Source organism: Paenibacillus pseudetheri (assembly GCF_924513355.1).
Lineage (GTDB): Bacteria > Bacillota > Bacilli > Paenibacillales > Paenibacillaceae > Paenibacillus_AQ > Paenibacillus_AQ pseudetheri.
This window is the reverse complement of the sequence record NZ_CAKMAB010000007.1, coordinates 90,019-114,839: the sequence shown is the minus strand read 5'-3', so window position 1 is coordinate 114,839 and position 24,821 is coordinate 90,019. Positions and strand designations below refer to the sequence as shown.

Sequence of the window (24,821 nt, the reverse complement as noted above, 5' to 3'; positions counted from 1 at the left end):
GTAGGCGTTTTTGCTTGTTGATGCAACTTACCTCTATATCATACTTGAGTTCTGCTGTGTACACGGTACTGTCTAGGGGACATGCCAAAACGACTTCGGAATACACGGTGAAAATAAGTATAATTCGCGAAACCGCAAGTTTCCGCTACTTGCTCCAGCGGCATCGGACTGAAGGTGATTCGTTCTCTTGCCATCTCTAGCCGGACATCATTTACATATTTGATAATACTGGTCCCGAAGGCCTCCTTAAATAAATGAACGGCACGGGAGACGGAAATATCTACATGTGCGGCAACATCCTCCAACAGAAAAGGTAAGGTTGCATGCTCCTCAACATATTGCTTCATTCGGTAAGCTAGATAGCCTTTAGGCGTAATCGCTGGCTGATCTGTAATGAGTCTGTCGATTTCCATACATAGGATTTGCAGATAACAGGCAGATATCGCTGGTGAGAAATCGGAAAGACGTCTGTGCTCAAGAATCAGCTGACGAAATAAGCCGAGGAAATTCTCACTAAGTGGCACACTTAAGAGTGAGGGTCTCTGAGCACGTTCCCACCATTCAACAATCCAAGTTCCTTCACAAAAAATATGATAATCTCCGCTTTCGATCCGCGGTTTACCTACAGGATACTCTTCCTTATCAATGATTAAATAGTAAGGATCATTAGGAGCAAACAGCATGATATCGCCGCTCTCCACTGGAGTCATCACACCGTCGATCATTGCTCGGCTTCGGCCCTCTGTTTGCAGACGAATTAAATAGTTCTGATTTCCATGGCTATGTGACATATGAAAAGGTTTGCGGTGAAAGGAAAATCCAGCGGATAAAACGTGACAGGTAGTTGATTGGGTCATGTGTCCTCCTTGACGTTTAGAAATGATAATCAGATTGTTCATGTTTTAATCATATTATTCATTTTATTATATACGCTTTCATATTACTATGTACCTAAGCAATAAAGAAAGAAATCGACCATCCACGCTATACGGAGACGATATTAGCTATGCAAACAAGAATGGCAGTTGAAGGAAACTAACGGGAATCAGATTAGTCAATTCTGCAACAGCATTATTGTTCAAGTGAAAGCTGCTGTTGATCTCTTTGGGGACGAGCAGCAGAAAGAAGTTTAAATGAATTAGTAAGCCAACCCTAAACCCATTGGAGTGATTAGAAAATGCTGAAGATAGGTCTGCAATTGTACACGCTTAGAGAAGAACTGGAACAGGATTTTGAAGGAACACTGCGTAAGGTAGCAGCCCTTGGATATAAAGGCGTAGAGTTTTTCCACTATTTCGGTCGTACCGCAGCAGAAGTTAAACAACTGCTAAATGAGCTTGGACTGGTCGCACTCGGCGCACATCGTCCATATGACGCATTGTTGAATGATACAGAAGCAGAGATCTCTTACAATCTTGAGATTGGAAATCCCAATTTGATTGTTCCTTATTTGTCAGAAGAACAACGTAACTATGAAGAGGTTGCCGCGAATCTGAAGGTTATTGGAGAAAAGTGCAAAGCGGGCGGAGCAGTTCTTCTGTATCACAATCATGATTTCGAGTTAACAGATAAGTTTGTTGATAGTGACCGCACTGCTTTTGATGGATTGTTTGAAGAGGTGCCGGCTGACCTGTTGCAAGTGGAAATGGATACTTGCTGGGTACATCATGCAGGCTATGATCCAGTTGAATATATTAATAAATACGCAGGTCGACTGCCGATCATCCATCTGAAGGATTTGAAGAAAAATGAAGACGGCTCTCCGGAAACTGTTGTACTAGGTGAAGGTGAAGTGAATCTTACTGCAATTTTAAATGCAGCTGTACAGGCAAATGTGGAGTGGGCGGTAGTAGAGCAGGATTTCTGCAGTCGTTCACCATTAGAAAGTGTAGAAGATAGTTTGAAATGGGTAAAAGCATACGCAAATCAAGGAGGAAAAGTTAATGTCTAATAAGTTGAAAATTGCTATTGTAGGTTGCGGTGGAATCGCAAATGGAAAACATATGCCAAGTTTATCACGTCAGAAGGATGCTGAAATGGTAGCTTTCTGTGATATCGTTGAAGAACGTGCACAAAAAGCAGCCAAGACTTATGGAGTTGAAGGTGCTGCAGTTTATACGGATTACACCGAGCTTTTGAAAGCTGGCGGATTTGATATTGTTCATGTCTGCACACCGAATGACAGTCACTCCGTGATTACTGTAGCTGCTTTGGAAGCTGGCAATCATGTAATGTGTGAAAAGCCTATGGCTAAGACCACAGCTCAAGCACAAGAAATGCTAGATGCTGCCAAACGTACGGGCAAGAAACTGTCTGTCGCTTACCAGAATCGTTATCGTTCGGATAGTGAGTACCTCAAAGCGGTTTGCGAAAACGGCGAGCTGGGTGAAATTTATTATGCAAAAGCAATCGCGCTGCGTCGTCGTGCAGTTCCTACTTGGGGCGTATTCCTAGATGAAGAGAAACAAGGTGGCGGTCCACTGATCGATATCGGAACTCATGCACTTGATCTTACTTTATGGATGATGGACAATTATAAACCACGCAGTGTTATGGGATCGGCTTTCCATAAGTTGGGTAACCGCCAAAACGGTGGTAACGCATTTGGTCCTTGGGATCCAGAACAATTTAAAGTAGAAGATTCTGCTTTTGGATTTATTACCATGGAAAACGGTGCTATAATTGTATTGGAATCCAGCTGGGCGCTTAATGTATCTGAGTATCGAGAAGCTCAAACGCTTCTGGCAGGTACAGAGGGTGGTGCGGATATGAAGGACGGACTGCGCCTAAACGGTGACCGTGGTGGACGTCTGTATGAGACCAAAGTAGATTTGTCTGCTGGCGGTGTAGCTTTCTATGACGGAGGTCAAGAGAGTGAATCCGATCGAGAAGCTCGCCTATGGCTTGAAGCGGTTAGAGATGATAAGGACCCAGTAGTTAAACCTGAACAGGCCCTCGTCGTAACTCAAATCTTGGAAGCTATTTATGAATCTTCCCGTACAGGTCGCGCTGTCTATTTTGACGGCACATCAGATAATTAATTAGGAAATAGGAGTGGAAGTCATGAGCTCAAACATACATTCCGTAGTCATTGTTGGCTTTGGAGGAATGGGGAAGTATCACGCAGAATTGATTAAGGAGAATAATTCCCTTGAAGTGGTAGGAACATACGACGTGCTTGAAGCACGTCGTACGGACTCCGCCAAAGCTGGCTACAAGGTATATGAGAGTTATGAAGAAGTATTAGCAGATCCTGCAGTTGAGATTGTTCTTATTGCCACACCAAATGATGTGCACAAAGAAATTGCTGTACGAGCTCTGCAAGCTGGCAAACATGTTATTTGTGAGAAGCCGGTCGCTATGTCGAAGGAAGAGCTTCAAGAAATGCTGGCCGCTGCAGATGCAGCAGGACGTGTATTCATGGTTCACCAGAATAGACGTTGGGATGAGGACTTCTTAACGATCAAAAAAATGTACGATCAAGAAATCATCGGTTCTTTGTTCCAGATCGAATCCCGTGTACACGGAGCAAATGGTATTCCTGGCGACTGGCGTCATGTGAAGGCACAGGGTGGAGGTATGCTGCTGGATTGGGGCGTTCATTTATTGGACCAGCTCTTATTTATGATCGATAGCAAAGTCACTAGTGTGAGCAGCAGTCTGAGCTTTATTCTTGGCAATGATGTGGATGATGGTTTTGAAGCTATTCTGCAGTTTGAGAATGGAATTAAAGCTATCGTTGAGGTGGGTACAACCAACTTTATTACGCTGCCTAGATGGTATGTGAAGGGTATTGAAGGAACGGGAATTATCGAGGATTGGTCTTTGACTGGACGTTTAGTCACTAGAAACAATGAAGGCCAAAAGATTGAGCCTAAACCTATTCGCGCAGGTGTAGGATTAACTAAAACGATGGCGCCTCCTTCGGAAGGAGCTACCATTACAGAAGCTTTACCTCAACCTGCGGCTCTAAGCTCTAGCTTCTATGACAATTTCGCAGCCGTTATTGAGGGAACTGCAGAGCCAATCGTTAAGAATTCCGAAGTATTGCGTGTTCAGAATTTGATTGAGGCTATTTTTGAATCTGCTGAGAAGAATCAAGTGCTGAAAGACTTCGATATGTATGGTGAAGGTAAGTAAACTATTTGCAAAAGAGGTGACTTACAATGAAACTTGGAGTATTTATGGTCTTGTTTGGCGGTCGCAAGCTGGAGGATGCTCTTGATTATGTAGTGTCCAAAGGATTAAAGGCGGTAGAGATTGGTACAGGAGGTAATCCTGGTAACAGTCACTGTGATCCTAAGATGCTGCTCGAGAATGAGACGGCATTGAAAGAATTCAAACATGCTGTGGAATCCCGTGGATTGACGATCAGTGCACTGAGCTGTCATGGAAATCCGCTACACCCGCAAAAAGAGCTTGCCCAGAAGGATCATGAGGATTTTGTAAATTCGGTCAAATTGGCGCAGAAGCTTGGGGTTCCTGTTGTAAATACATTCTCTGGATGTCCAGGTGATCATGAGGGTGCTAAGTATCCGAACTGGCCGGTAGCGCCATGGCCAAATGATTATCAAGAAATTCTGGATTGGCAATGGGAGAATAAAGTGATTCCTTACTGGACTGAATGGGGAGCCTTTGCCGCAGAGCATGATGTGAAGGTTGGTCTTGAGCTACACGGCGGATTCTCCGTTCACACACCGGGTACTCTACTGCGTTTGAGAGAAGCTGCGGGTGAGGTAATCGGAGCTAACCTTGACCCGAGCCATATGTGGTGGCAAGGAATTGATCCGGTGCAGGCAATTCATATTTTGGGACGCCAAGGCGCAATCCATCATTTCCACGCTAAAGATACAGTTATTGATCCAGTCAATGTCAATATGCATGGCTTAACAGATATGCAATCCTATACCAAAATGCTTGACCGTGCATGGCAGTTCCGTTCGGTTGGTTTTGGACATGATCTTAAGACTTGGGCTGACATTATGAGCGCTCTTCGTTTGGTAGGATATGATTATGTGGTCAGTATTGAACATGAAGATGGATTGATGTCTGTGGAAGAAGGTTTCTCCAAAGCTGTAAGTAATCTTCAACAAGTATTGATTGAGGAGCCACTAGCAGAAATGTGGTGGGTTTAGATTAATTAAGGGTATAGATATAAGAAATGACGTGCGCAAGCACGTCATTTTTCCTGTATTAATAATCTGAATATTAAACCATACAAATTGGAGGACGATCATGCAGCCGATAAAAATACAGAGAGAACATAAACTACAAATTACATCCAGCATTCAGGATTATTTTGAAACGGAGCTGTCTAGCGAAATTGGCCAATTAGCAAGTGAGAATCTTCTTGATTTTATGCTCAAAGAACTCTCACCTTATATTTATAATCAGGCACTGGCAGATGCCCGTAAAGTGATAGAGCAAAAGATGATTTCCATTGAAGAAGAATTGTATGCACTTGAGCAACCACTAACATCTGCTAGAAGATAGTCCGCAACATAATGTATTGTTTACCGCTGATTGGTAATTGTTACGTCTGGATCAGTCTCAGCTTCATAATCTACACCCTCAGTCTCAAATCCAAATAACTGGAAGAACTCCTGTTTGTAGCTTTCTAGATCTGTCAATTCATAGATGTTGTCTGTAGTGAGTTCATCCCAGATTTGAGTCACTTGATTCTGTACATCTGGGGACATCTCCCAGTCATCGATTCGGATACGCCCTTCTTCATCCACAGGGGTCCCTTCGATCGCATAAAGACGTTTTGCAAATAACCGATAGGTTTGCTCAATACAACCTTCATGAAGTCCTTTCTCTTTCATGACTTTGTATAGTGCAGAAGTGTACAGGGGGACGACAGGAATTGCTGAGCTAGACTGTGTGACCAGTCCTTTCGTAACTGCTACATAGGCTCGACCGTCTATACTAGATAGTTCATCATTAAGAGTGTGTGCTGTTAATTCTAGATGATCTTTTGCAAGTCCAATCGTTCCCTTCCGATATACAGACTGGGTGATTTCCGGCCCGATATATGAGAATGCAATGGTGGTAGCATGATCCGCCAAAGCTCCGGCTTGATGAAGAGCTTCAATCCAAAGCTGCCAATCGTCACCACCCATCACTCGAATGGTATCATCGATTTCCTTGTCTGTAGCGGGCTCAATAGAAATTTGACTGACTTCACCCGTATGAAAGTTTACGGTTTTATTCGTGTAGGTATCTCCTATAGGTTTAATAACGGAGTTATAAACTTCACCCGTCACAGGATCTGTTCGACGGGCAGAAGCAACGCTGTAGATGACAAGATCAACTTGTCCCAATTCACTGCGAATCAGCTGTATGGTTCTATCCTTAGTTTCCTTGGAGAAGGCATCACCGGTTACGCTGTAGGATTGAAGACCAGCTTTCTCTGCAAGTTCCTCAAAGGCTGCTGAATTGTACCATCCAGCAGAGGCTGTACGGGCTCCGTTGCTGCCGCTCTGGCGGTAGACGCCTACTGTGCTGGCTCGAGCCCCAAAGGCGGCTGTAATCCGTGAGGCGAGGCCATATCCTGTAGAGGCGCCAATGACAAGCACCTTGCGTGGTCCTTTGATCTCGGGTTGTGTCTGGATATATTCGATTTGCCGCTCTACTTGACGAGCGCAACCATGCGGATGTGCGGTAGTACAGATAAAGCCGCGTGTTCTAGGTTTAATAATCATGTTAATCGTTTCCTCTCTTTCATGAAAAGCGGGCTAATGAGACTCGTTTGTTCTAATTTTAACAATTTTCAATCAAATGGAGAAGGATTGTTTATCGTTTGATACTTATTTCATTATGGTGGTGAGATTTTGGAGAGCTTTACTAAAACAAAATTAACGACAGAGCAACAGAATGATTTGGTAGGTGCTACTTTTGGAAGTCATGTGAGCATTCATCGAAGTACTGAACTGACAGGTGGCTATTTTAACGCAGCATATGACCTTTTATTATCAGATGGAAGAGACATGATTCTAAAGATAGCACCGTCAGCTGAAACAGACACCCTTAGTTACGAGCATGATATTATGTCTGTAGAGGTTGCGGCGATGCGACTGATGAAGTCAAAAGGGACAGTACCTGTGCCTGAGGTATACGCTTATGATAACAGTAAAGAAATGATTTCAAGTGAGTTTTTTTTCATGGAGAAAATAGTTGGCCAGCCCTATAATGAAATTAAGGAAGAGCTAAGCTCGCAGCAGAGAATTAGTATTGAGGAAGAGTTAGGTCGTTATTCCCGTTTAATTAATGAAATTCCTGGTGAGCGTTTCGGATTATTTAGTGCGTCCACACCCGTAAAAGGAACTTCATGGCGGGAAACTTTTAAGCATTTGATAATGAACCTGCTTGAAGATGCACGTCGTTTAAAGGTAGAAATGCCCATTCCGTTAGAAACTGTTGAGGCAGAGATCAAAAGTCGCTTACATGTTATGGACGCAGTCGTTGAGCCTCGTCTAATACATTGGGATTTATGGGATGGCAATGTGTTTGTGCGAGAGGGCCGCATTGTTGCATTGATTGATTGGGAACGGGCACTTTGGGGCGATCCACTTATGGAATATTATTTTCGCTATATTGAGAATTCAGAGCATTTCTGCAGAGGTTACGGGAATAGCTTCGACAGCCCAAATGAACATGCCCGTAAAAAACTCTACGACTTATATATCGACTTAATTTACTTCATCGAGTGTTATTCGCGTAAGTACGATAGCCAAGGCCACCTTGAGTGGGCGCATGATAATCTGCTTGAGGGCTGGAAGCGGTTCATGAATTAACACATATTTGACACAACTACAACATGAAAGATAGGGAGACTGAACAAGAGTAGGGGAGAATTCTTATATTTGAACGGCTGAGTGTACATATTTATACCGTAAGTTTGCTGTAGCCGCTGTCGATATTACGTTTTTTTCACGATCATTTATGCACAAAAAGCGTTGTTTACTGATGCACATGACCACGTAACTTTTGCTTTGGTTGTATTATTCGTGTATATTTTGATAGTGGGGTTTAGAATCATGGCAGTATTCCTTCCATACCATTTATTGTTTTTAGCAGTACCTAGTAGTTCTTCATTATTCTCTATTTGCGTATTTTAAAGAGGAACTATCGTACCTATTGAGCACGCAATAATTAGATCTAGTACTAAAGTGTGAGGCTAGCCGTATTTTTTTCAGAAAAATCTTGACTAGAACCCTTAAAACTAGATAAAATAATACTTATTGCTTACAACATGCTGAGAATCATTATCATAATTGACGAGGAAATGAGAGGGTGACAAGATGGAGCGCCTTTTAGAGGTAAAAGACTTAGCGATATCATTCAAAACACACGGCGGAGAGGTACAAGCGATCCGTGGTGTTAGCTTCCATGTAGATAAAGGTGAAACTCTAGCGATTGTTGGGGAGTCAGGTTCCGGTAAAAGTGTAACCTCACAAGCGGTTATGAAGCTAGTTCCTACTCCACCAGGAGAATATAAACGCGGACAGATTCTGTTCGATGGACAAGATTTGATTGGCAAGACAGAGAAGCAGATGCAGAAAATCCGCGGTAAAGAGATCGGTATGATCTTCCAAGATCCGATGACCTCTCTGAACCCAATGATGAAGGTCGGCAGACAAATTACTGAAGTGCTGCTTAAACATGAGAACATCTCCAAGGCTGATGCGAATAAACGTGGGATTGAGCTCCTCAATCTTGTAGGTATTCCTTCTCCAGAACGTCGCTTTAATCAATATCCACATGAATTCAGTGGTGGTATGCGTCAACGTGTTGTTATTGCAATGGCACTTGCTGCGAACCCTAAACTTCTGATTGCGGATGAGCCGACTACTGCGCTCGACGTAACCATCCAAGCACAAATCCTTGATTTGATGAAGGAATTGCAGAAGAAGATTGATACGGCTATTATTTTTATCACCCATGATCTCGGGGTTGTAGCAAGAATGGCAGATCGTGTAGCTGTAATGTATGCCGGACAAATTGTGGAAATGGGAACAGCGGAAGAGATCTTCTACGATCCAAGACACCCATACACTTGGGGCTTGCTAGCTTCCATGCCAAGTCTAGAGAGCAAAGGATCTTTGCTAACAGCAATTCCTGGTACTCCTCCAGATTTGATCAAACCGCCTAAGGGCGATGCTTTTGCACTACGTAGCACATACGCTATGCAAATCGATATGGAGAAAGAGCCTCCAATGTATAAGGTTTCGGATACCCATATGGTGAAGTCTTGGCTAATGCATCCGATGGCTCCTAAGGTGGAACCGCCGGCAGTTGTTAAGAATAGACAGCGTGTGCTTAAGAACGCTTATCCAGAGCCAGTTCTGGTACAAGAAGGCGCTAATTAAACAGATTATTTTACGTGAAAATATAAAAGGAAACGTCAGGCCATTTCGATGGCTTGGCGTTTTTTTCATGTGTATGAATGTTTATTATTATTTAAATAAATATGAATTAATACGAACTTAATTAAATGAAAGGATTGACTATTACGGATACCTTATGGGTACCCGATGTTATCCAATTGACGAATGGCAAATACTATATGTATTACAATGCTTGTAAAGGGGATTCCCCGTTGTCTGCACTCGGCATAGCTGTGTCGGACAATATTGAGGAACCTTATAAGAATAAGGGCGTCATTCTGAAGTCAGGTATGATAGGCAAGGGTGAGGATGGAAATGATGCCACTCAAAAGCCGAATGTAGTAGATCCGGAAGTGTTCTTTGATAAAGAAAGAAAGCTGTGGATGGTCTATGGCTCTTACTCCGGTGGTATTTTTATTATGGAATTAGATGCTAATACAGGTTTCCCACTACCAGATCAAGGTTATGGCAAAAAGCTCCTGGGTACGAATCATGCTCGGATAGAAGCTCCATATATGCTATACAGTCCGGAAACGGATTACTACTATTTGTTCCTATCCTTCGGTGGTCTGGCAGCAGACGGTGGATATAACATCCGTGTAGCTCGTTCAAAGGCACCTGATGGACCTTTCGAAGATTCTGAGGGTCAGGATATGATTAATGCACAAGGATCTCCTACGGTATTGTTCGATGATCCAGCATATGCTCCTTACGGAGTGAAGCTAATGGGGAATTTCGAATTCCTAAATATGGATGACGAGCTGCCAGTGAGTGGAGAAGGATATGTATCACCAGGCCATAACTCAGCGTTTTATGATGAAGAGAATGGCAAGTATTATCTGATCTTCCATACACGGTTCCCAAATCGTGGAGAAAAGCACGAGGTAAGAGTTCATCAGTGTTTATGAACAGTAAGGGGTGGCCGGTTGTAGCCCCGCACCGCTATGGCGGAGAAACCATAGAGAAATACACAAAAGAGCAAATTTCAGACAAATATAGTCGGAGCTGACTGAATTAACTAAGAGCGGTAAGATCAAAGGAGCGGTAAAGGGGAAATGGAAGCTTATGATGATCATACTGCTAAGCTTACCATTGACGGTTCTACTTATAATGGGGTGTTCCTGAAAGAGTGGAATGAAGCAACATCTAGTAACGTTATGACGTTTACTGCGGTTTCCAAGGAAGGTATCTCTATCTGGGGGAGCCATGTATCAACGATGGAAAATAGGTTTTTTTGAAAATTGGCAATAGAAACGGGGTTCCAATTAGTCCTGAGAATGACTAAGCTGGAACCCCGTTTATGGATGAATGGTCAGTCTTCAAACTTTCGAATCACAATGACAGCATTATGCCCACCGAAACCAAAAGAGTTAGACATGCCTATAGTAAGATCAGATTTTCGCGCAATGTTCGGGACATAATCCAGATCACAGATGGAATCTTTGACCTCCTGATTAATGGTAGGGGGGATAATTCCTTCTTGAATGCTCTTAATCAGGGCTATAGCTTCTAGGCCACCGGCCGCCCCTAAGGCGTGTCCAGTCATTGACTTATTAGCGGTTACGGGAATCTGGTAGGCTTGATCACCGAATAACTTCTTTATCGCAAGGGTCTCAGAGCGGTCACCTACTACTGTACTCGTGGCATGAGCACTAATTACATCCACCTCCTCGGGCTGGATTTTAGCTTCATTTAGGGCCAGCTTCATCGCTTGATATGCACCAATTCCTTCTGGATGGGTGGCGACCATATGATAGGCATCAGAGCTGGCACCATAACCGATAACCTCTCCGTGAATCTTCGCGTTTCTACGCTGCGCATGAGAAAGTGATTCCAGAATAACTATTCCGCCACCTTCACCGATAACAAATCCGTCACGCTCCCCGTCAAAAGGTCGACTCGCCCTAATCGGCTCCTCATTTCGAGTAGATAAGGAGGTGGCATTGCCGAAACTGGCTAAGGAGATTTCAGTAATGGCTGCTTCTGATCCACCAGCAATTACGATGTCGGCACCTCCATAACGGATCAACCGGAAGGCTTCACCGATGGCCGTATTTCCAATAGAGCAGGCAGTTACTGGAGACATTGTAGGACCTAAGGCTCCTAATTTAATGCTGATCATCGCCGCTGCCATATTGGAGATCAGCATGGGAATTAAAGTGGGGCTGACCCGATCTGGTCCACGGTCCTTTAGCACACTTCCTTGCTCCATCAAGGTTTGAATCCCACCAACGCCTGATCCTACATAAACACCGAGACGTTCCTTGTCAATCTTATCAAGCTGTAGACCGGAATGTATCCATGCATCTTCAGCGGCTGCGAGGGCGAACTGACTAAATCTATCCATTCTGCGGGCTTCTTTACGACCAAATCTAGCCTCCGCATCGAAATCATGCACGATTCCCGCGATCTTTGTCTTAAAGTTAGAAGTATCAAATGAAGTGATTGGGGAAATACCCGACTCACCAGAAACTAGACGATCCCAGAATTGCTCTATTGTATTTCCAAGGGGCGAAATTAAGCCCATGCCTGTAATAACTACGCGTTCCATAAAGAACCTCCTCAACTAGTGTATATAGGTATTTTTCCACTTATTTTATCCTATTACAAGTTATCGTTTATCCTAGTATAATTTGTACTATACTAAAGAATGTAACAGAGAGGAGAGGAAGCGTATGGCTAATCAGACGAGATTGCAGGCATTATCAGATTTCTTAAAAGCACGCCGTGCTGCGATCTCACCCAGCTCTGTTGGGCTGCCAGAAGGCACACGCAGGAGAACGCCTGGACTTCGCAGGGAAGAAGTTGCACAGCTAGCGGGGGTAAGCAGTACCTGGTATACGTGGCTGGAACAGGGCCGAGATATTAAAGTATCTTCGTCTGTTCTGGACTGTATTGCGACTGCCCTAAAGTTAACTAATGATGAGCGGAAGTATCTTTTTGCATTAGCACTAGAGACTGGAACAGGGAACGTTCTATTTCAGCAAGAGGAATCCTCAGTAATAAGTCCTTCTCTACAGAAAATTTTACAGGAGCTTAAGACTTGTCCTACGATTATTTCAGACCGACGTTGCGGGATTGTAGGTTGGAATGAGGCTGCAGCACATGTGTTTCTAGATTTCTCCAAACTGCCCATCGAGGAGAGAAACATGATTCGTTTGTTATTTATTCGTAAGGAGTTCAGACGTTTAGCTGTAAATTGGGAACAATTCGTAAGTGGTTATCTATCCATCTTCAGAGCTTATTACGGACAATATGTAGAGGATCGTTGGTATGATGAATTTATAGAGGAATTAAAGGGTCTGCATCCAGCGTTTAATGAAATGTGGGAACAAAGTCGTGTAAGCTCTGCTCCAGATGTGCTATTGGAATTCAGACATGCCAAAGCAGGGAAAATGTTATTTCATTTAACCTCACTACAGGTTCAAGGCAGCACAGATTTACGTTGTAGTATTTATACGCCTGCCGCAGATTCAAATACTGAAATCAAACTGAAGCAGCTTATGGAGCAACATAAAGAATGACTTAGGTAGAAGTTCATAGAAAAAGCATCTCTAGTTGAATTATTAACTAGAGTTGCTTTACAGAGCATTGTGAAATAAATCTATTAGAAATCTGATGTTGAGATTTCAATAAATCCGAATGTTGTGCCCGAAGGAGTACTTAAAAGTGCTGCGACCAACAGTGCATGAACTTGAAGTGTAAGACTATTGAATGCTGGAAGATTAATGAGTGGCTATATTCTTTTTATTGGCGTGTTTACTTCCATAGATTCTGTACAATATCAATCCGAACAGCATACCGATAAATGACATCACGGAAATTGTTAAATAAAGGACCTTACCGCCAAAGGCTTCATATAATGCTCCACCTGCATAAGAGGCGAGAATTCCTGATACACCGAAGAACAGTAGCGCCAACACAGTTTGACCCGTAGCACGCCATTCCACAGGCACAATACTATATAGATACTGAATAGCTGCAGAGTAGAATACCGGGAAGGTAAGGATTTGTAGAATCTGTAGATAAGCTAATAAATGCGGATCCAAAATCCAGGCCGAAATAAAGAATCGAAGAAAATAAAAGGCTCCAGAAATCGAAATAATGATTAGCTCTTTTCCTTTGCGCAGCCACCAAAAGCTTAAGGCGAACACAATAATTTCACTCATTGCGGCGATAAAGAACGATTGACCAACTAATTCAGGACTGCCACCAAGCTCGCGAATATAAACTCCAAGGAAGGTATCGTTCATGCGTGCGGGAACGGAGCTAATAAAGATGAGCACTAGAAATAGCAGTGTTTCTTTGTTGCTAAGAAAATGCTTCAGGCTGTCAAGTGTGACCGGTTTACCGGTCACAGGAGCATCTGGCATGAACCAGCTGACTACAAAGCTTGTAAGACTGATCGCGACGAACAGCAAAGCCATCCCTTGTGAACCGAAATAACTCATCACATAACCTGTGAGTAAGGCCATAACACCATACCCCAACGCTCCGTATGTACGAATCGAACCATAGCTAATTCCAGCTGCCTCAGAGATCCGGAAATTCAGGCTTTCAGCTAGCGGGTCGATAGGCATTAAGAAGAAATAGAGCAGCATTGCAAAAAGAATAAGTCGCACGTAGCTGCTAGAATCGAATAAAAAATATCCCGTCACCGCAGAGCATAACAACAGAATTAACAGCACTTTGCGGATCGTTCTTGTTTTGTCGCTGATCATCCCCCATAAGGGTTGAGCAATAATGGTAACAAACCCTCCAGTACCAATAATGAATCCAATTTGCGCCGGGTTAAGACCCTGCTCCCCTAGATAGACTGGCAGAAAAGGAATAAACATAGCTAGTAGTGCGAAATACAAAAAGTTAAACCCTCGTAATAGTGTTGGTGCATTCATAAGTCTCTTTACCTCACGTATTTAATGATATTTGTATAGTGTCAATTTGGTTATTGTATCACGGATGTTGAATGATTAGGATATAAATCTATGATAAAAATATACTATTTTCCCATATGATATATCCATTCAAGGTTCAGTTCATTTTCATAGAATGTTGTATAACCTTGAAAGGAAGTGTTAAGAATGGCGTCAATTATTGATTATGGTTCTACGTTTTTAACTGTTGATGGTCCAGTATTGGCGGTTGGTGTTGGTCAAGGAATAACTACTACCTCTGTATTTCTTGATCCGGCTAATCCTGCAACTTATCGTTCGAGAGTTGAGCTAAAAGCGAGTTTCGGTGTTGATAGTTTTTCATTTACAGATGATATTCGCGTAGATATTTACAGAGGTGCTACAAAAGTATACAGTAGCCCGCTCAATCGATTCTTCGAACCTGGTAACAACCTTCAGATTGTAAATGTGCTTGCTGTGGATGGTGGACTGCCGGGAACCCAAATTTATACACTTGGTGTTCTATTTGCTAATAGTAATAATCCTGGAAGCTTAATTCAAGTAAAAGGCCCAATTACATTCACAGCTACAGCAATTGGTCTATAAGTTAGCTAGCGTATGAATTAACCAAAAGCTGCACCAATTCTCCACAATGGAGAGAGGTGCGGCTTTTGCTGCTATACATATCCCGTCAGCTCACTATAGTGATATAATAACCGCAGTAATAGTATAACTAAAGCAAAATGTAAGGAGAAAAGCCGATGATAAAGCTGGTATCATGGAATGTTAATGGCCTTCGGGCCTGTGTCCAAAAAGGGTTTAATGACTATTTCAAACAAGTAGATGCGGATATTTTCTGTGTTCAAGAAACAAAGCTTCAGGAAGGGCAAATTACACTGGAGCATGGCGAAGAATACGATCAATACTGGAATTACGCAGTGAAAAAGGGCTATTCCGGTACGGCAATATTCACTAAAATCAAGCCGATCTCTGCGAGATATGGGATGGAAGAAGATGAAGAAGCAGAAGGTCGGATCATTACCTTAGAGTTCGAACATTTTTATCTGGTCAACGTCTATACTCCTAATGCCAAACGAGATCTGTCTCGATTGGAATATAGAATGGAATGGGAGGACCGTTTCCGCAATTATCTCTTAGAACTGGACAAGTGTAAACCAGTTGTTGTCTGTGGAGACCTAAACGTTGCCCATGAAGATATTGATATCAAGAATGCAAAGGCTAACCGTGGGAACTCCGGTTTTACGGATGAAGAGAGAGGGAAAATGAGTACACTGCTAGAGTCGGGCTTCATAGATACGTTCAGATATCTTCACCCGGAGCTAGAGGGAGTGTATTCATGGTGGTCTTATATGCCGAAGGTGAGAGAGCGGAATGTGGGCTGGCGAATTGATTATTTCTTAGCTTCTTCTAGACTTGCACTTAATGTAATTGATGCTCAAATTGATTGTCAGATCATGGGTAGTGATCATTGCCCAGTCATGTTGAAGCTAGCTGATTTTTCGGAATAAAAAGTGATATAAGGCCGCTAAGTTCCTGCATAGGACCAAGCGGCCTTTCTTTTATTAATTATACCTATTGTATTCTTCCGATTATATCATCGAATTCAAGCGGTCCCATATTCACATTAATCCGCTGCTTAAGGATTAGCATGTTCTCTAGAATTTTAATATCAAGTGTAATTAAGAAAGGCATTTCAACAAATAGTAAGGACAACTGAAGTTGATCTTCTGCAGACCAAGTAAAGCTGGACATAATCCGGTTCATGAAAGGTTCCAGGAAGAGCGCAAAGCTTTCGAGCCATTGTCCTCGTCCTAATCGAAAGACATTCTTTTCACCAAGTTTAGTTATTAAAGTAACTTCAGCTTCATCATCGTTGAAGGAGATAGAGATGGTAGCTAGTGAAAATTGGTTATCCTCGAGAATATAGGTTATGCCATTACCCATGCCGAAGGAGTATAAAGCTGTGCAGACCTAAATTTTGATTCTCTACCACACTAATAAAGTTGGATATTACGGCTGATGAAATTCCCTGTGCCTATTTTCAATGTATAAACACCATATAAAAGAGAACATTTTTAAACTTCTAAAGGGCTGCTGTTTGAGTCATCGGTATGTAGTCTTTTCTCTGGCCATGAAATAACATGTGAGGTTCGGCTTAATTTCTCATAAAATAGCTGGTCATCTTTTTTGAATACCTTAATGACTAAATGAATAAAGAAAGCTAGATCAGCCAGTAGAACAAAGAGATAAGCGACCGTTCTCAATGGTGAAGATAGAAGCCCCGTCACATCAGAATCGATAACAATAGCGTGAGCTCCAAGCATTACCCAATATAGCAGACCATATCTGATCATAAGAGCCAAGAAAGAAGCCCGATTACCACTGCTCGTAACCCGAATACGTACAATCCATTTGCCTAAGGTCCGCCCACCAGTGAAAGCTGGAATCAGGATAAAGTATATCCCTGTTACAATCCAGAAAGCACTTTTTATATCGAATCCATAAAGTACACCAAACCCAATGATCCACACCATACTGTCGATGAGAAAAGCAATCCCTCTGCGGGTATAGGAGACTCTTTTGGCTGAACGATCGATATTCGTATCCAGCTGTTCTATGCGTGGCAGTAACCCGTTTATCCAGATAGCAATTCGGAATCCGAAGATTCCTCCCAGCGTGTTGGTAATAAGATCATCGACATCAAATAGACGGTAGGGATGATCAAAAAAGCCGTAGATGCCTGTAACCTGAGTGACCTCAAAAGATAACGAAAGTATGAAAGACAAGAGAATACACATTCCCCAGCGTGCTCGAAAATAGTAGCCCAGAAACAATCCAAACGGCACGGTCAAAGCGATGTTAAATATCACCTGTAAAAAAGCAGGCTCACGTAGTAACGACCAATACGTTGAAATCTGATCAGGTATGATCTTAGAGCCATCTATAATATCTTGTATGAATTGAAGAGGGACGAGCTGCATGATACTTCCCGAAGGCGCCAAATTATGTCTTGAGGATGGCATCGGAAGCAAAACGAGAAAATAAGCGTTCATCAGATAGAGCAGCAGTAAGTATAGGATTAAAGCTCTAAGCTTATGGATGTAGCCGTGTCTACGGTATTGAACGATTAGAAAAGGGAGTGTGAAGATCAATGCCGCTATAGGAAACATCATAAAGGCATAAGAAATTGGGAAAAAGTAAGAATGAAACATAAGTCACCTGCCGAATCATTGTTTTTTGTGGAATAATCTAGTCTGCTGCAAACTAGCGTTCCCGGCTCATTATAAAATTTTATGATAGGGAACTCAACTTATTTATTTAGCGCTTCCGGCATACATATGTCTATAGAGGAGCGTGAAGATGATGGAGAAAAAGGTACAGCAGTATTATCGGCTTAAGCAAAAGCAAAAGGAAATCGAAAAAGAATTGGCAGATCTTCGTCAGGACATTCTAAGCTATTGTAGTGAGCAGGGGGCAACTGAGGCTGAAATTGGAAGCTACAAAGTGAAGCTAGTGACGCAAAATCGCAAAGAATATGATGATTTGAAGTTATATGAAACCTTATCAGACCCTGAAGTGTGGCGTATGCTCTCCAAATCAGACCCCGCGAAGGTAGCAAGTTTGACCAAGCTTAACGTAATTTCTGAGGATAAGATTATGCATACCTATTCCTTAAAGACCGTAACATTGCTGCAGGTGGATAAAAAATAAAAGTTTACGTGGCGGTTCCCTTAGTGGGAGCCGTTTTCTTATCCCGAATCGCAACTCTTAGCATTTTGCGTTAAAATAAGAAGTGAAGCTGACCGTCTGCTGTTAAGGAGCTCCGGTGCTTTGGTGCGACAGTAAAGCAACCATAGAGATGGAGGAAGAGAATTCATGAAAGATTTTGATGTCATGTTAGAGAAATATGCGAACCTGGTTGTAAAAGTAGGGGTAAATGTACAACCTGGACAAGTCTTAATGGTGCATGCACCTATTGAAACGGCAGAGCTTACTCGCTTGATTGTAGGTAAAGCCTATGAAGCAGGCGCTAAATATGTAATTGTAGATTGGGACGATGAAGCGACTACACGTATTCGTTACGAAAAAGCCCCAGAAGATTCCTTCGATTACTATCCACAGTGGCAAGCAGAAATGATGGAGAAGTTTGCGGAAGAGAACGGCGCCATCTTACATATTAAAGTACCAGATCCGGAATTATTCAATGGTATTGATTCTTCCAAAGTATCAAGAGCGGTTAAAGCGGCAGCGGTTGCTCGTAAAAACTACTCCAAATATACTCGTAATAGCAAAATTAGTTGGTCCCTCGTCAAGGCTCCAACGCGAGCTTGGGCAAACAAGGTGTTTGCCGATCTCCCTGAGGAAGATCGAGTGGAAGCGATGTGGGAAGCGGTATTCCAGATGAATCGTGTTGGTAGCGAGGATCCAGTTGCCGCGTGGAGAGAACATATCGGTCAATTGAAAGAAAGTCAGGATAGAATGAACGCTAAGCGTTATAAAAGTCTGCATTACCGCGCTCCGGGAACGGATCTGCATGTGGAGCTTCCGGAAGGTCACCTATGGCGTGGCGGTGGCGGTGAGAATGATAAAGGTGTTTATTTTGTGGCTAATATGCCAACGGAAGAGATTTATTCCATGCCCCATCGTACAGGTGTGAACGGTACAGTAAGAAGTACGCTCCCACTTAATCTGAATGGACGTCTGGTAGAAGGCCTTTCATTCACTTTTAAAGATGGAAAAGTAGTAGCCTATGAAGCTGAATCCGGACGTGAGCATCTGACTTCGCTGCTGGCAACGGATGAAGGTGCATCCTATTTAGGAGAAGTGGCTTTAGTGCAGCATGATTCTCCAATCTCTCGCTTGAACCGAATTTTCTACAATACAGGGATTGATGAGAATGCCTCCTGCCATTTCGCGTTGGGAAGTGCCTATCCAGTGAATATCGAGGGTGGAACGAAGCTTTCAAGTGAGGAGCTTGTCGCAAAAGGAGCTAATGTGAGTTTAACGCATGTTGATTTCATGATTGGTTCAGCTGAGCTTGATATTGACGGAGAGTTGGCTGATGGTAAGATTGAACCGGTATTCCGTAAAGGGAATTGGGTGCTGTAAGGTATATATGTAAGGCCGAAGCTCTTTTTTCGAGAGCATTACGGCCTAACAAGGGTATTAACAAAACTCTTAGCTGTTACAATTTCGATATGATCAGGTTTAGTGGGACAATATTTCGCCCTATTTCCATCATATAAAAGATAGTAACCTTCTATTTTCTCAAAAAAACAGCCGTCGCTCTTCTAAGTAGAGAGTCCGGCTGTTTTCTATTGCCTACACTGATTATTTTTATATTGAAAAATAATTAAGGCCCATGGCCTCGCGTACTTCGGACATCGTTTCTTGTGCGATTTCGCGGGCACGCTTAGTTCCGGATAATAAGATATCCTCAACAACCTTGGGTCTGGCAGCATAATAGGAGCGTCGCTCACGCATTGGTTCAATTAGCTGGTCTAGAGCTATCGTGATAAGCTGCTTACAGGCAGAACAGCTTATACTGCCACTTTCGCAGCTATTGTGAATTTCTGGGGCGCCATGCGAACGAACAGCACGATGATAAGCATAAATGGGACAAATATCTGGATGCCCAGGATCATTTTTATGAACACGGGCTGGATCGGTTGTGGCTTTACGGATCTTGAAGGTGATCTCTTCTTTCGTAGAGTCCAGCTCGATAGCATTGCCTAGGCTTTTACTCATTTTAGCGTTGCCGTCTGTTCCTACTAGTCTTGGCGTCTCGCTGATGAGCGCTCTGGGCTCCACAAGGATAGGGCTGTACAGCTCGTTGAATCTACGTACGATTTTGCGGGTCAACTCCAGATGGGGAAGCTGGTCTTCTCCAACAGGAATAATCGTTGCTTTACAAAAGGTTATATCCGCAGCCTGGCTAACTGGATAACCAAGAAAACCGTAGTACAGTTCATCTAAACTGGAGTTTTTCGATTCGGCTTTAATGGTAGGATTGTGCCGCAACGAATTCACAGTGACAAACATGGAGAATAGGACGGTTAGCTCAGCGATCTCAGGAACCATAGATTGAATAAATAGGGTTGCTTTATCTGGATTTATACCTGCTGATAAATAGTCCAGAGTGATTTCATTTAAGTTTTGACCAAGGTGTTGTTGCCGATCAAAGTGAGTCGTTAGGGCTTGAATATCTGCTAGAAACACAAAAGTGTCATATTGCTCCTGTAGAGTCACTCGGTTCTGTAAGCTGCCCACGTAATGGCCAAGGTGCAGCTTTCCGGTCACTCGATCTCCAGTTAATACACGTTCTTTTATCATTTGAATTCCTCCTGTTTTGTCGCTTCTGATTAACATTGAGTCGCCACCACCAGCCATCATCCATGGCCATCACCTCCTTTAAATGACAAAAAAACCTCATCCAATAAGGACGAAGTTGTCGTGGTACCACCTTAAATGATCGCGCCACCACACGTTTCGTTGGCTTTACGATCTTCTCTTACCGGTACGGAGAGGGTCTAAGACAATCTCGATACAGGTCCCTTGATAACGGCGGGAACCCCGGCTTCTCCTACAGCATCCAATCAAGATGGTTCGGAAGAGCAACTCTAAAGGCCATTCGATCAAGCGCTGGACACCGGTTCGCAGCAACCACCGGCTCTCTGAAGTCCATGTTCGATTGTCTACTTACCCTTTGTCAGCGTTGTTCATGATATGTGGATTATTGTAATTCTGAAAAGTGTTAGTGTCAATAGGTGGAAATTAGATAGTGATTCAGTCCAATATATCATTTCAGATTCATAATATAATAATCGTAGGAGCGGGGTGCCCGCAAGTATCACCCTTGCTCAAGCTGCACTTGAATCTGGAAGAGGAAAGAGCGCGGTATGCAATTATAATATGTTTGGTATTAAAGCAGATAAAGCTTACAAAGGTGATTATTGCTTGGCAAAAACGCATGAGGAAGTGGATGGCGTACGTGTATCCACGACTTCAAAATTCCGGAGTTACTCTAGCGTATCAGGATCATTTGCTGATCATTCGAATTTCCTACTAAAAAACAGCCGTTACCGTTTCGCATTATCCAAAGAGAATCCTTATGAGTTTGCAAACGAACTTCAAAGAGCAGGTTATGCAACGGATAGGCCTCGGCTTGACGGCACCTTGAAATTACCTTTGAACAACAAACTCGCGAAATTCCAAGTAGGTATTTCTATATAATAGACATAAAGATGTCTCTATCGTCCGTTTCTCTGTTATATTAACTGTGGTAAATTATGGAGAGTACTTATTTAAATGTCTTAGAAGAAAATGACTAGGGGAGAAATACTTCTTGGAAACTCACTCATCCAAATATCAAATGAAAAAGAGCTATATAATATTATTGCTAGTGTTCATATTAGTTGTTTTAACCGGTTTGCGAATTTTATGGATGGAAACGTTTCATGATCCCAAACAGGCGGCAATTCATAATGGGCAATTCGATTTGCGCAATTGGAATGCAGAAGATGGCAGCATTCTCTTACTTGATGGGGAATGGGAGTTTTATCCCTCGCAATGGTTGATAGATGGTAGTAGTCAGCAACAATTGTTAGGCGATAATGCGCCAAGGCATATTCAGGTACCGGGAGGATGGAGTGAAGTTTTGCATGCTGACATGCCATCTCCATACGGGTATGGCTCTTATCGTTTGCTTCTTTATGTAGACCCGGCGAAGCATCTTAATTATAGTATTCGTGTACCCAGCGTACGCACTGCATCAGAATTATATGTAAACGGTCGATTACTTACTAAATCCGGACAGGTGGCGACAACAAAGGATGAATATATTTCGAAGGATCTACCTTATTCTACAACCTTTACAGCAGATGACAACGGTGTAATCGAACTCGTCATTCAGGCGGCAAATTATGTGGATAGTCGAAGCGGGGGCATTGTCCGATCCATTAAATTTGGTTCAGAAGAAGCCATTGCCAAAGAGATGAGAGCTTCCATTTTTATGCAGTTTTTGGCAGCGATTATATTTATTATGCATGCTGTCTATGCACTTATTTTGTATTTAATAGGAAATAAGGAAAAGAAGCTGCTTTATTTTAGTTTGCTTGCATTCTGTGTAACGATCACGAGTGTCTTTAGTACGGATGAGAAGTTGTTCCATCAGTTGTTTTACATTGGAGTTAATTGGGATTTTAGGCTGACTAATATTGCTTTCGTTATTGCAGCCTATGCTATGCTCCAGTGTACGAATCATCGCGAGCTTCCATATTGGCGTAGGATGTACCCTGTCTATAAAATAATGAATCTAGGGACTGCCGGCATCACGTTGTTTTTAAATCCAACTCAGGTGATCATGCTTTTCCCTATTTATTATGTATTAGGTGGTACTGCTGCAGTTATAACGCTGATTACGATGTTTAAAAAAGTAATTAAAGATTTAAGGAGCAATCTTTTACTGCTTTTTTCTTTTCTTGCGTTGATGAATTATGCTCTTTGGTCGTTAATCTTGCTGGATAGCGGTTTGAGTCTTGTCTACTATCCGTTCGATATGATTATTGCGATGGCTTGTTTAGCCTCTGTATGGTTTAAAGATTATTTTATTATGCATGCGAACACGAAAGAGCTTGCGACAACATTGCAAAGGATGAATGACCATAAAGATCAATTCCTAGCAAATACTTCTCATGAATTTAAAAATCCGCTTCATAGTATTCTTAATATGTCACAATCCGTTTTAAAACGGGAGCGGCATTTGTTGCAGGAAAGGAGTATCAAAGAGCTTGAAACGGTTTTATCTGTAGGACGTCGAATGACATTGATATTAGACGATTTGATTGATGTGATGAGTTTACGGGAAGGCAATCCGCGTATACACAAAAGAGTCATATTTATTCAGCCAATTGTGACCGGAGTACTTGATATGCTGCAATTAAATGCAGAAGTGAAGTCTGTAAAAATTGCAAATCAAATTCCTGAAGATTTTCCTCCAGTAAATGCGGATGAGAACCGGGTTGTTCAAATCGTTTTCAATTTACTTCATAATGCTGTGAAATATACGAATGATGGGGTCATTTCGATTCAAGCTTTTGTAAAGGATGGACGAGCCTATATCGTTATTGCTGATACCGGAATCGGAATGGATGAGAACATGCTTAAGCGACTATTCCGTCCGTACGAGCAAGCCAGTACGAGTGAGACTATGATTGATGGTGGCTTTGGGTTGGGTTTAAGTATAAGCAAGCAACTGGTTGAGCTTCATGGAGGTACGCTAGTTGTGTCCTCTGTTTTAGGAGAGGGCTCAAAATTCACATTTTCATTAAGGCTAGCAGGTTTGGAAGCGGAGGAAGAGAATGATGTGACCAACTCATTTGAACCATTACCATTACAATCCATGCCGATTCAAGAAATAGCCTCCTCAGTGTATATGGAAAAAGTGAAAATTCCGCCAGCTATGAATCAAACAACTTTAATAGAAATGAATCGTGAACGTCCGATTCTATTAGTTGTTGATGATGATCCTGTCAACCTTCAAGTACTTGAAGCCATACTACCACCAGACGAATATGATTTAACGATGGTAACGAGCGGTAAAGAGGCATTAGCTGTACTGGACACTAAGGAATGGGATCTGGTCATCTCCGATATCATGATGCCACAGATGTCCGGTTATGAGCTGACACGAAAGATTCGTGAGCGGTTTACACTCACGGAGCTCCCTGTATTGCTCCTTACCGCAAGAAGCCAACCGAAAGATATTCAGAGCGGTTTTATAGCGGGGGCAAACGATTATGTGACGAAGCCAGTGGAAGCAATAGAAATAAAATCGCGGATCGAGTCGTTAGCTACGATTAAACAATCCGTTCGAGATCAACTGCGATTAGAAGCTGCATGGCTGCAAGCACAAATCCAGCCTCATTTTATATTTAATGCGTTGAATGCTGTAACAGCTTTAAGTGATATTGATTTGGATAAGATGCGTAATTTGCTCGATGAATTCAGCAATTTTCTGAGGAATAAATTTAAATTTCAAAATATGGATGGGCTTGTTCCGATCGAAGAGGAGTTAAGTCTAGTGCGTTCTTATCTATATATTGAAAAGGTTCGGTTTGAAGGAAGGTTACAGGTTATTTGGGAGGTAGATGGCTGCGGGGACATAAAAGTCCCATTTCTTACGATCCAGCCTCTCGTTGAAAATGCGATAAGACATGGCATAATGAAGCGCAATCGTGGAGGAACGATTCTTATTCGGATTTCTGTCTATGAGGCGCATGCAGAGATAACCGTTGAAGACGATGGGGACGGAATAGACGGGGTTCAATTGCAACGAATATTAGAAAGGAAAGCAGATAGTCGTTCAGGCGTCGGATTAATTAATACGGATCAGCGTTTAAAACGGCACTTCGGAACAGGACTCCATATCACAAGTACGCTAGGTACAGGGACAAAGGTAACTTTTCATGTACATAACAGGTTGAATAGCGGGGATAAAGCTAGGTGATAAATAAGTTAT

The 24,821-nt window shown here is 42.5% G+C and carries 23 protein-coding genes and 1 other annotated feature; of the genes, 16 read left to right on the top strand and 7 right to left on the bottom strand.

What is annotated here, in order from left to right; translation table 11 throughout:
• Positions 1 to 38 precede the first annotated feature (38 nt).
• Positions 39 to 857, bottom strand: coding sequence for an AraC family transcriptional regulator (locus L1028_RS08705; protein ID WP_234533054.1), 819 nt, complete (start codon positions 855 to 857; stop codon positions 39 to 41).
• Between the two features lie 320 nt (positions 858 to 1,177).
• On the opposite strand from L1028_RS08705, the gene L1028_RS08700 reads away from it, so the two are divergent.
• The 5 genes from L1028_RS08700 (at position 1,178) to L1028_RS08680 (ending at position 5,493) form a co-directional block, all read left to right on the top strand.
• Positions 1,178 to 1,951, top strand: a complete 774-nt coding sequence (locus tag L1028_RS08700) for a sugar phosphate isomerase/epimerase family protein (protein WP_234533052.1) — start codon at positions 1,178 to 1,180, stop codon at positions 1,949 to 1,951.
• On the top strand, positions 1,944 to 3,041 hold the full coding sequence (locus tag L1028_RS08695) for a Gfo/Idh/MocA family protein (protein ID WP_234533050.1): 1,098 nt from the start codon (positions 1,944 to 1,946) through the stop codon (positions 3,039 to 3,041). The genes L1028_RS08700 and L1028_RS08695 overlap by 8 nt, the downstream gene beginning before the upstream one ends.
• Before the next feature lie 22 nt (positions 3,042 to 3,063).
• Positions 3,064 to 4,140: a Gfo/Idh/MocA family protein gene (locus L1028_RS08690; RefSeq protein WP_234533049.1), complete on the top strand. Its 1,077-nt coding sequence runs from the start codon at positions 3,064 to 3,066 to the stop codon at positions 4,138 to 4,140.
• A 26-nt stretch (positions 4,141 to 4,166) separates the two neighbouring features.
• On the top strand, positions 4,167 to 5,135 hold the full coding sequence (locus L1028_RS08685; RefSeq protein WP_234533048.1) for a sugar phosphate isomerase/epimerase family protein: 969 nt from the start codon (positions 4,167 to 4,169) through the stop codon (positions 5,133 to 5,135).
• A 100-nt stretch (positions 5,136 to 5,235) separates the two neighbouring features.
• Complete coding sequence (locus tag L1028_RS08680) at positions 5,236 to 5,493, top strand: DUF2164 domain-containing protein (protein ID WP_042187544.1); 258 nt, start codon at positions 5,236 to 5,238, stop codon at positions 5,491 to 5,493.
• Between the two features lie 20 nt (positions 5,494 to 5,513).
• Here the strand turns inward: L1028_RS08680 and fabV are convergent, their stop codons facing one another.
• Entirely contained in the window at positions 5,514 to 6,704 is a 1,191-nt protein-coding gene (gene fabV / locus L1028_RS08675; protein ID WP_234533047.1) for an enoyl-ACP reductase FabV, read from the bottom strand.
• A gap of 129 nt (positions 6,705 to 6,833) precedes the next feature.
• On the opposite strand from fabV, the gene L1028_RS08670 reads away from it, so the two are divergent.
• The 4 genes from L1028_RS08670 (at position 6,834) to L1028_RS31650 (ending at position 10,627) form a co-directional block, all read left to right on the top strand.
• Positions 6,834 to 7,796 (top strand): phosphotransferase family protein, encoded by a 963-nt coding sequence (locus L1028_RS08670; protein WP_234533046.1) that lies wholly within the window; start codon positions 6,834 to 6,836, stop codon positions 7,794 to 7,796.
• A gap of 507 nt (positions 7,797 to 8,303) precedes the next feature.
• Positions 8,304 to 9,371: an ABC transporter ATP-binding protein gene (locus tag L1028_RS08665; RefSeq protein WP_042187548.1), complete on the top strand. Its 1,068-nt coding sequence runs from the start codon at positions 8,304 to 8,306 to the stop codon at positions 9,369 to 9,371.
• A gap of 125 nt (positions 9,372 to 9,496) precedes the next feature.
• A complete protein-coding gene (locus L1028_RS08660) occupies positions 9,497 to 10,297 on the top strand; it encodes a family 43 glycosylhydrolase (protein WP_423803029.1) in 801 nt (266 codons plus the stop codon).
• A 147-nt stretch (positions 10,298 to 10,444) separates the two neighbouring features.
• Complete coding sequence (locus tag L1028_RS31650) at positions 10,445 to 10,627, top strand: lipocalin-like domain-containing protein (RefSeq protein ID WP_423803028.1); 183 nt, start codon at positions 10,445 to 10,447, stop codon at positions 10,625 to 10,627.
• A gap of 74 nt (positions 10,628 to 10,701) precedes the next feature.
• Here L1028_RS31650 and fabF read toward each other — a convergent pair whose 3' ends face one another.
• On the bottom strand, positions 10,702 to 11,940 hold the full coding sequence (fabF, locus tag L1028_RS08655; protein ID WP_234533045.1) for a beta-ketoacyl-ACP synthase II: 1,239 nt from the start codon (positions 11,938 to 11,940) through the stop codon (positions 10,702 to 10,704).
• A 124-nt stretch (positions 11,941 to 12,064) separates the two neighbouring features.
• Here fabF and L1028_RS08650 point away from each other — a divergent pair, with 124 nt between their 5' ends.
• Positions 12,065 to 12,913, top strand: a complete 849-nt coding sequence (locus tag L1028_RS08650; RefSeq protein ID WP_234533044.1) for a helix-turn-helix transcriptional regulator — start codon at positions 12,065 to 12,067, stop codon at positions 12,911 to 12,913.
• A gap of 201 nt (positions 12,914 to 13,114) precedes the next feature.
• On the opposite strand, the gene L1028_RS08645 is transcribed toward L1028_RS08650, so the two are convergent.
• Positions 13,115 to 14,284, bottom strand: coding sequence for an MFS transporter (locus L1028_RS08645; RefSeq protein ID WP_042187555.1), 1,170 nt, complete (start codon positions 14,282 to 14,284; stop codon positions 13,115 to 13,117).
• 186 nt (positions 14,285 to 14,470) lie between these two features.
• On the opposite strand from L1028_RS08645, the gene L1028_RS08640 reads away from it, so the two are divergent.
• Together L1028_RS08640 and L1028_RS08635 are read left to right on the top strand one after the other, a co-directional pair.
• On the top strand, positions 14,471 to 14,887 hold the full coding sequence (locus L1028_RS08640) for a Clp protease/crotonase-like domain-containing protein (protein WP_234533043.1): 417 nt from the start codon (positions 14,471 to 14,473) through the stop codon (positions 14,885 to 14,887).
• Between the two features lie 158 nt (positions 14,888 to 15,045).
• On the top strand, positions 15,046 to 15,810 hold the full coding sequence (locus L1028_RS08635; protein ID WP_234533182.1) for an exodeoxyribonuclease III: 765 nt from the start codon (positions 15,046 to 15,048) through the stop codon (positions 15,808 to 15,810).
• A gap of 64 nt (positions 15,811 to 15,874) precedes the next feature.
• Here the strand turns inward: L1028_RS08635 and L1028_RS08630 are convergent, their stop codons facing one another.
• Both L1028_RS08630 and L1028_RS08625 read right to left on the bottom strand, forming a co-directional pair.
• Entirely contained in the window at positions 15,875 to 16,246 is a 372-nt protein-coding gene (locus L1028_RS08630) for a hypothetical protein (protein ID WP_234533041.1), read from the bottom strand.
• Positions 16,247 to 16,377: 131 nt separating this feature from the next.
• Positions 16,378 to 17,514: a VanZ family protein gene (locus L1028_RS08625; RefSeq protein ID WP_234533039.1), complete on the bottom strand. Its 1,137-nt coding sequence runs from the start codon at positions 17,512 to 17,514 to the stop codon at positions 16,378 to 16,380.
• A 151-nt stretch (positions 17,515 to 17,665) separates the two neighbouring features.
• On the opposite strand from L1028_RS08625, the gene L1028_RS08620 reads away from it, so the two are divergent.
• Entirely contained in the window at positions 17,666 to 18,013 is a 348-nt protein-coding gene (locus L1028_RS08620; protein WP_060622398.1) for a hypothetical protein, read from the top strand.
• A 165-nt stretch (positions 18,014 to 18,178) separates the two neighbouring features.
• Positions 18,179 to 19,411, top strand: a complete 1,233-nt coding sequence (locus tag L1028_RS08615; RefSeq protein ID WP_234533037.1) for an aminopeptidase — start codon at positions 18,179 to 18,181, stop codon at positions 19,409 to 19,411.
• Between the two features lie 228 nt (positions 19,412 to 19,639).
• On the opposite strand, the gene trpS is transcribed toward L1028_RS08615, so the two are convergent.
• On the bottom strand, positions 19,640 to 20,635 hold the full coding sequence (gene trpS, locus L1028_RS08610) for a tryptophan--tRNA ligase (RefSeq protein ID WP_234533035.1): 996 nt from the start codon (positions 20,633 to 20,635) through the stop codon (positions 19,640 to 19,642).
• A 102-nt stretch (positions 20,636 to 20,737) separates the two neighbouring features.
• Positions 20,738 to 21,024, bottom strand: a binding site (T-box leader).
• Positions 21,025 to 21,139: 115 nt separating this feature from the next.
• Between trpS and L1028_RS08605 the strand changes: the two genes are divergently transcribed.
• Complete coding sequence (locus L1028_RS08605; RefSeq protein ID WP_234533033.1) at positions 21,140 to 21,535, top strand: glycoside hydrolase family 73 protein; 396 nt, start codon at positions 21,140 to 21,142, stop codon at positions 21,533 to 21,535.
• Between the two features lie 139 nt (positions 21,536 to 21,674).
• Complete coding sequence (locus tag L1028_RS08600) at positions 21,675 to 24,809, top strand: hybrid sensor histidine kinase/response regulator (RefSeq protein ID WP_234533031.1); 3,135 nt, start codon at positions 21,675 to 21,677, stop codon at positions 24,807 to 24,809.
• The last annotated feature ends 12 nt before the right edge of the window (positions 24,810 to 24,821 follow it).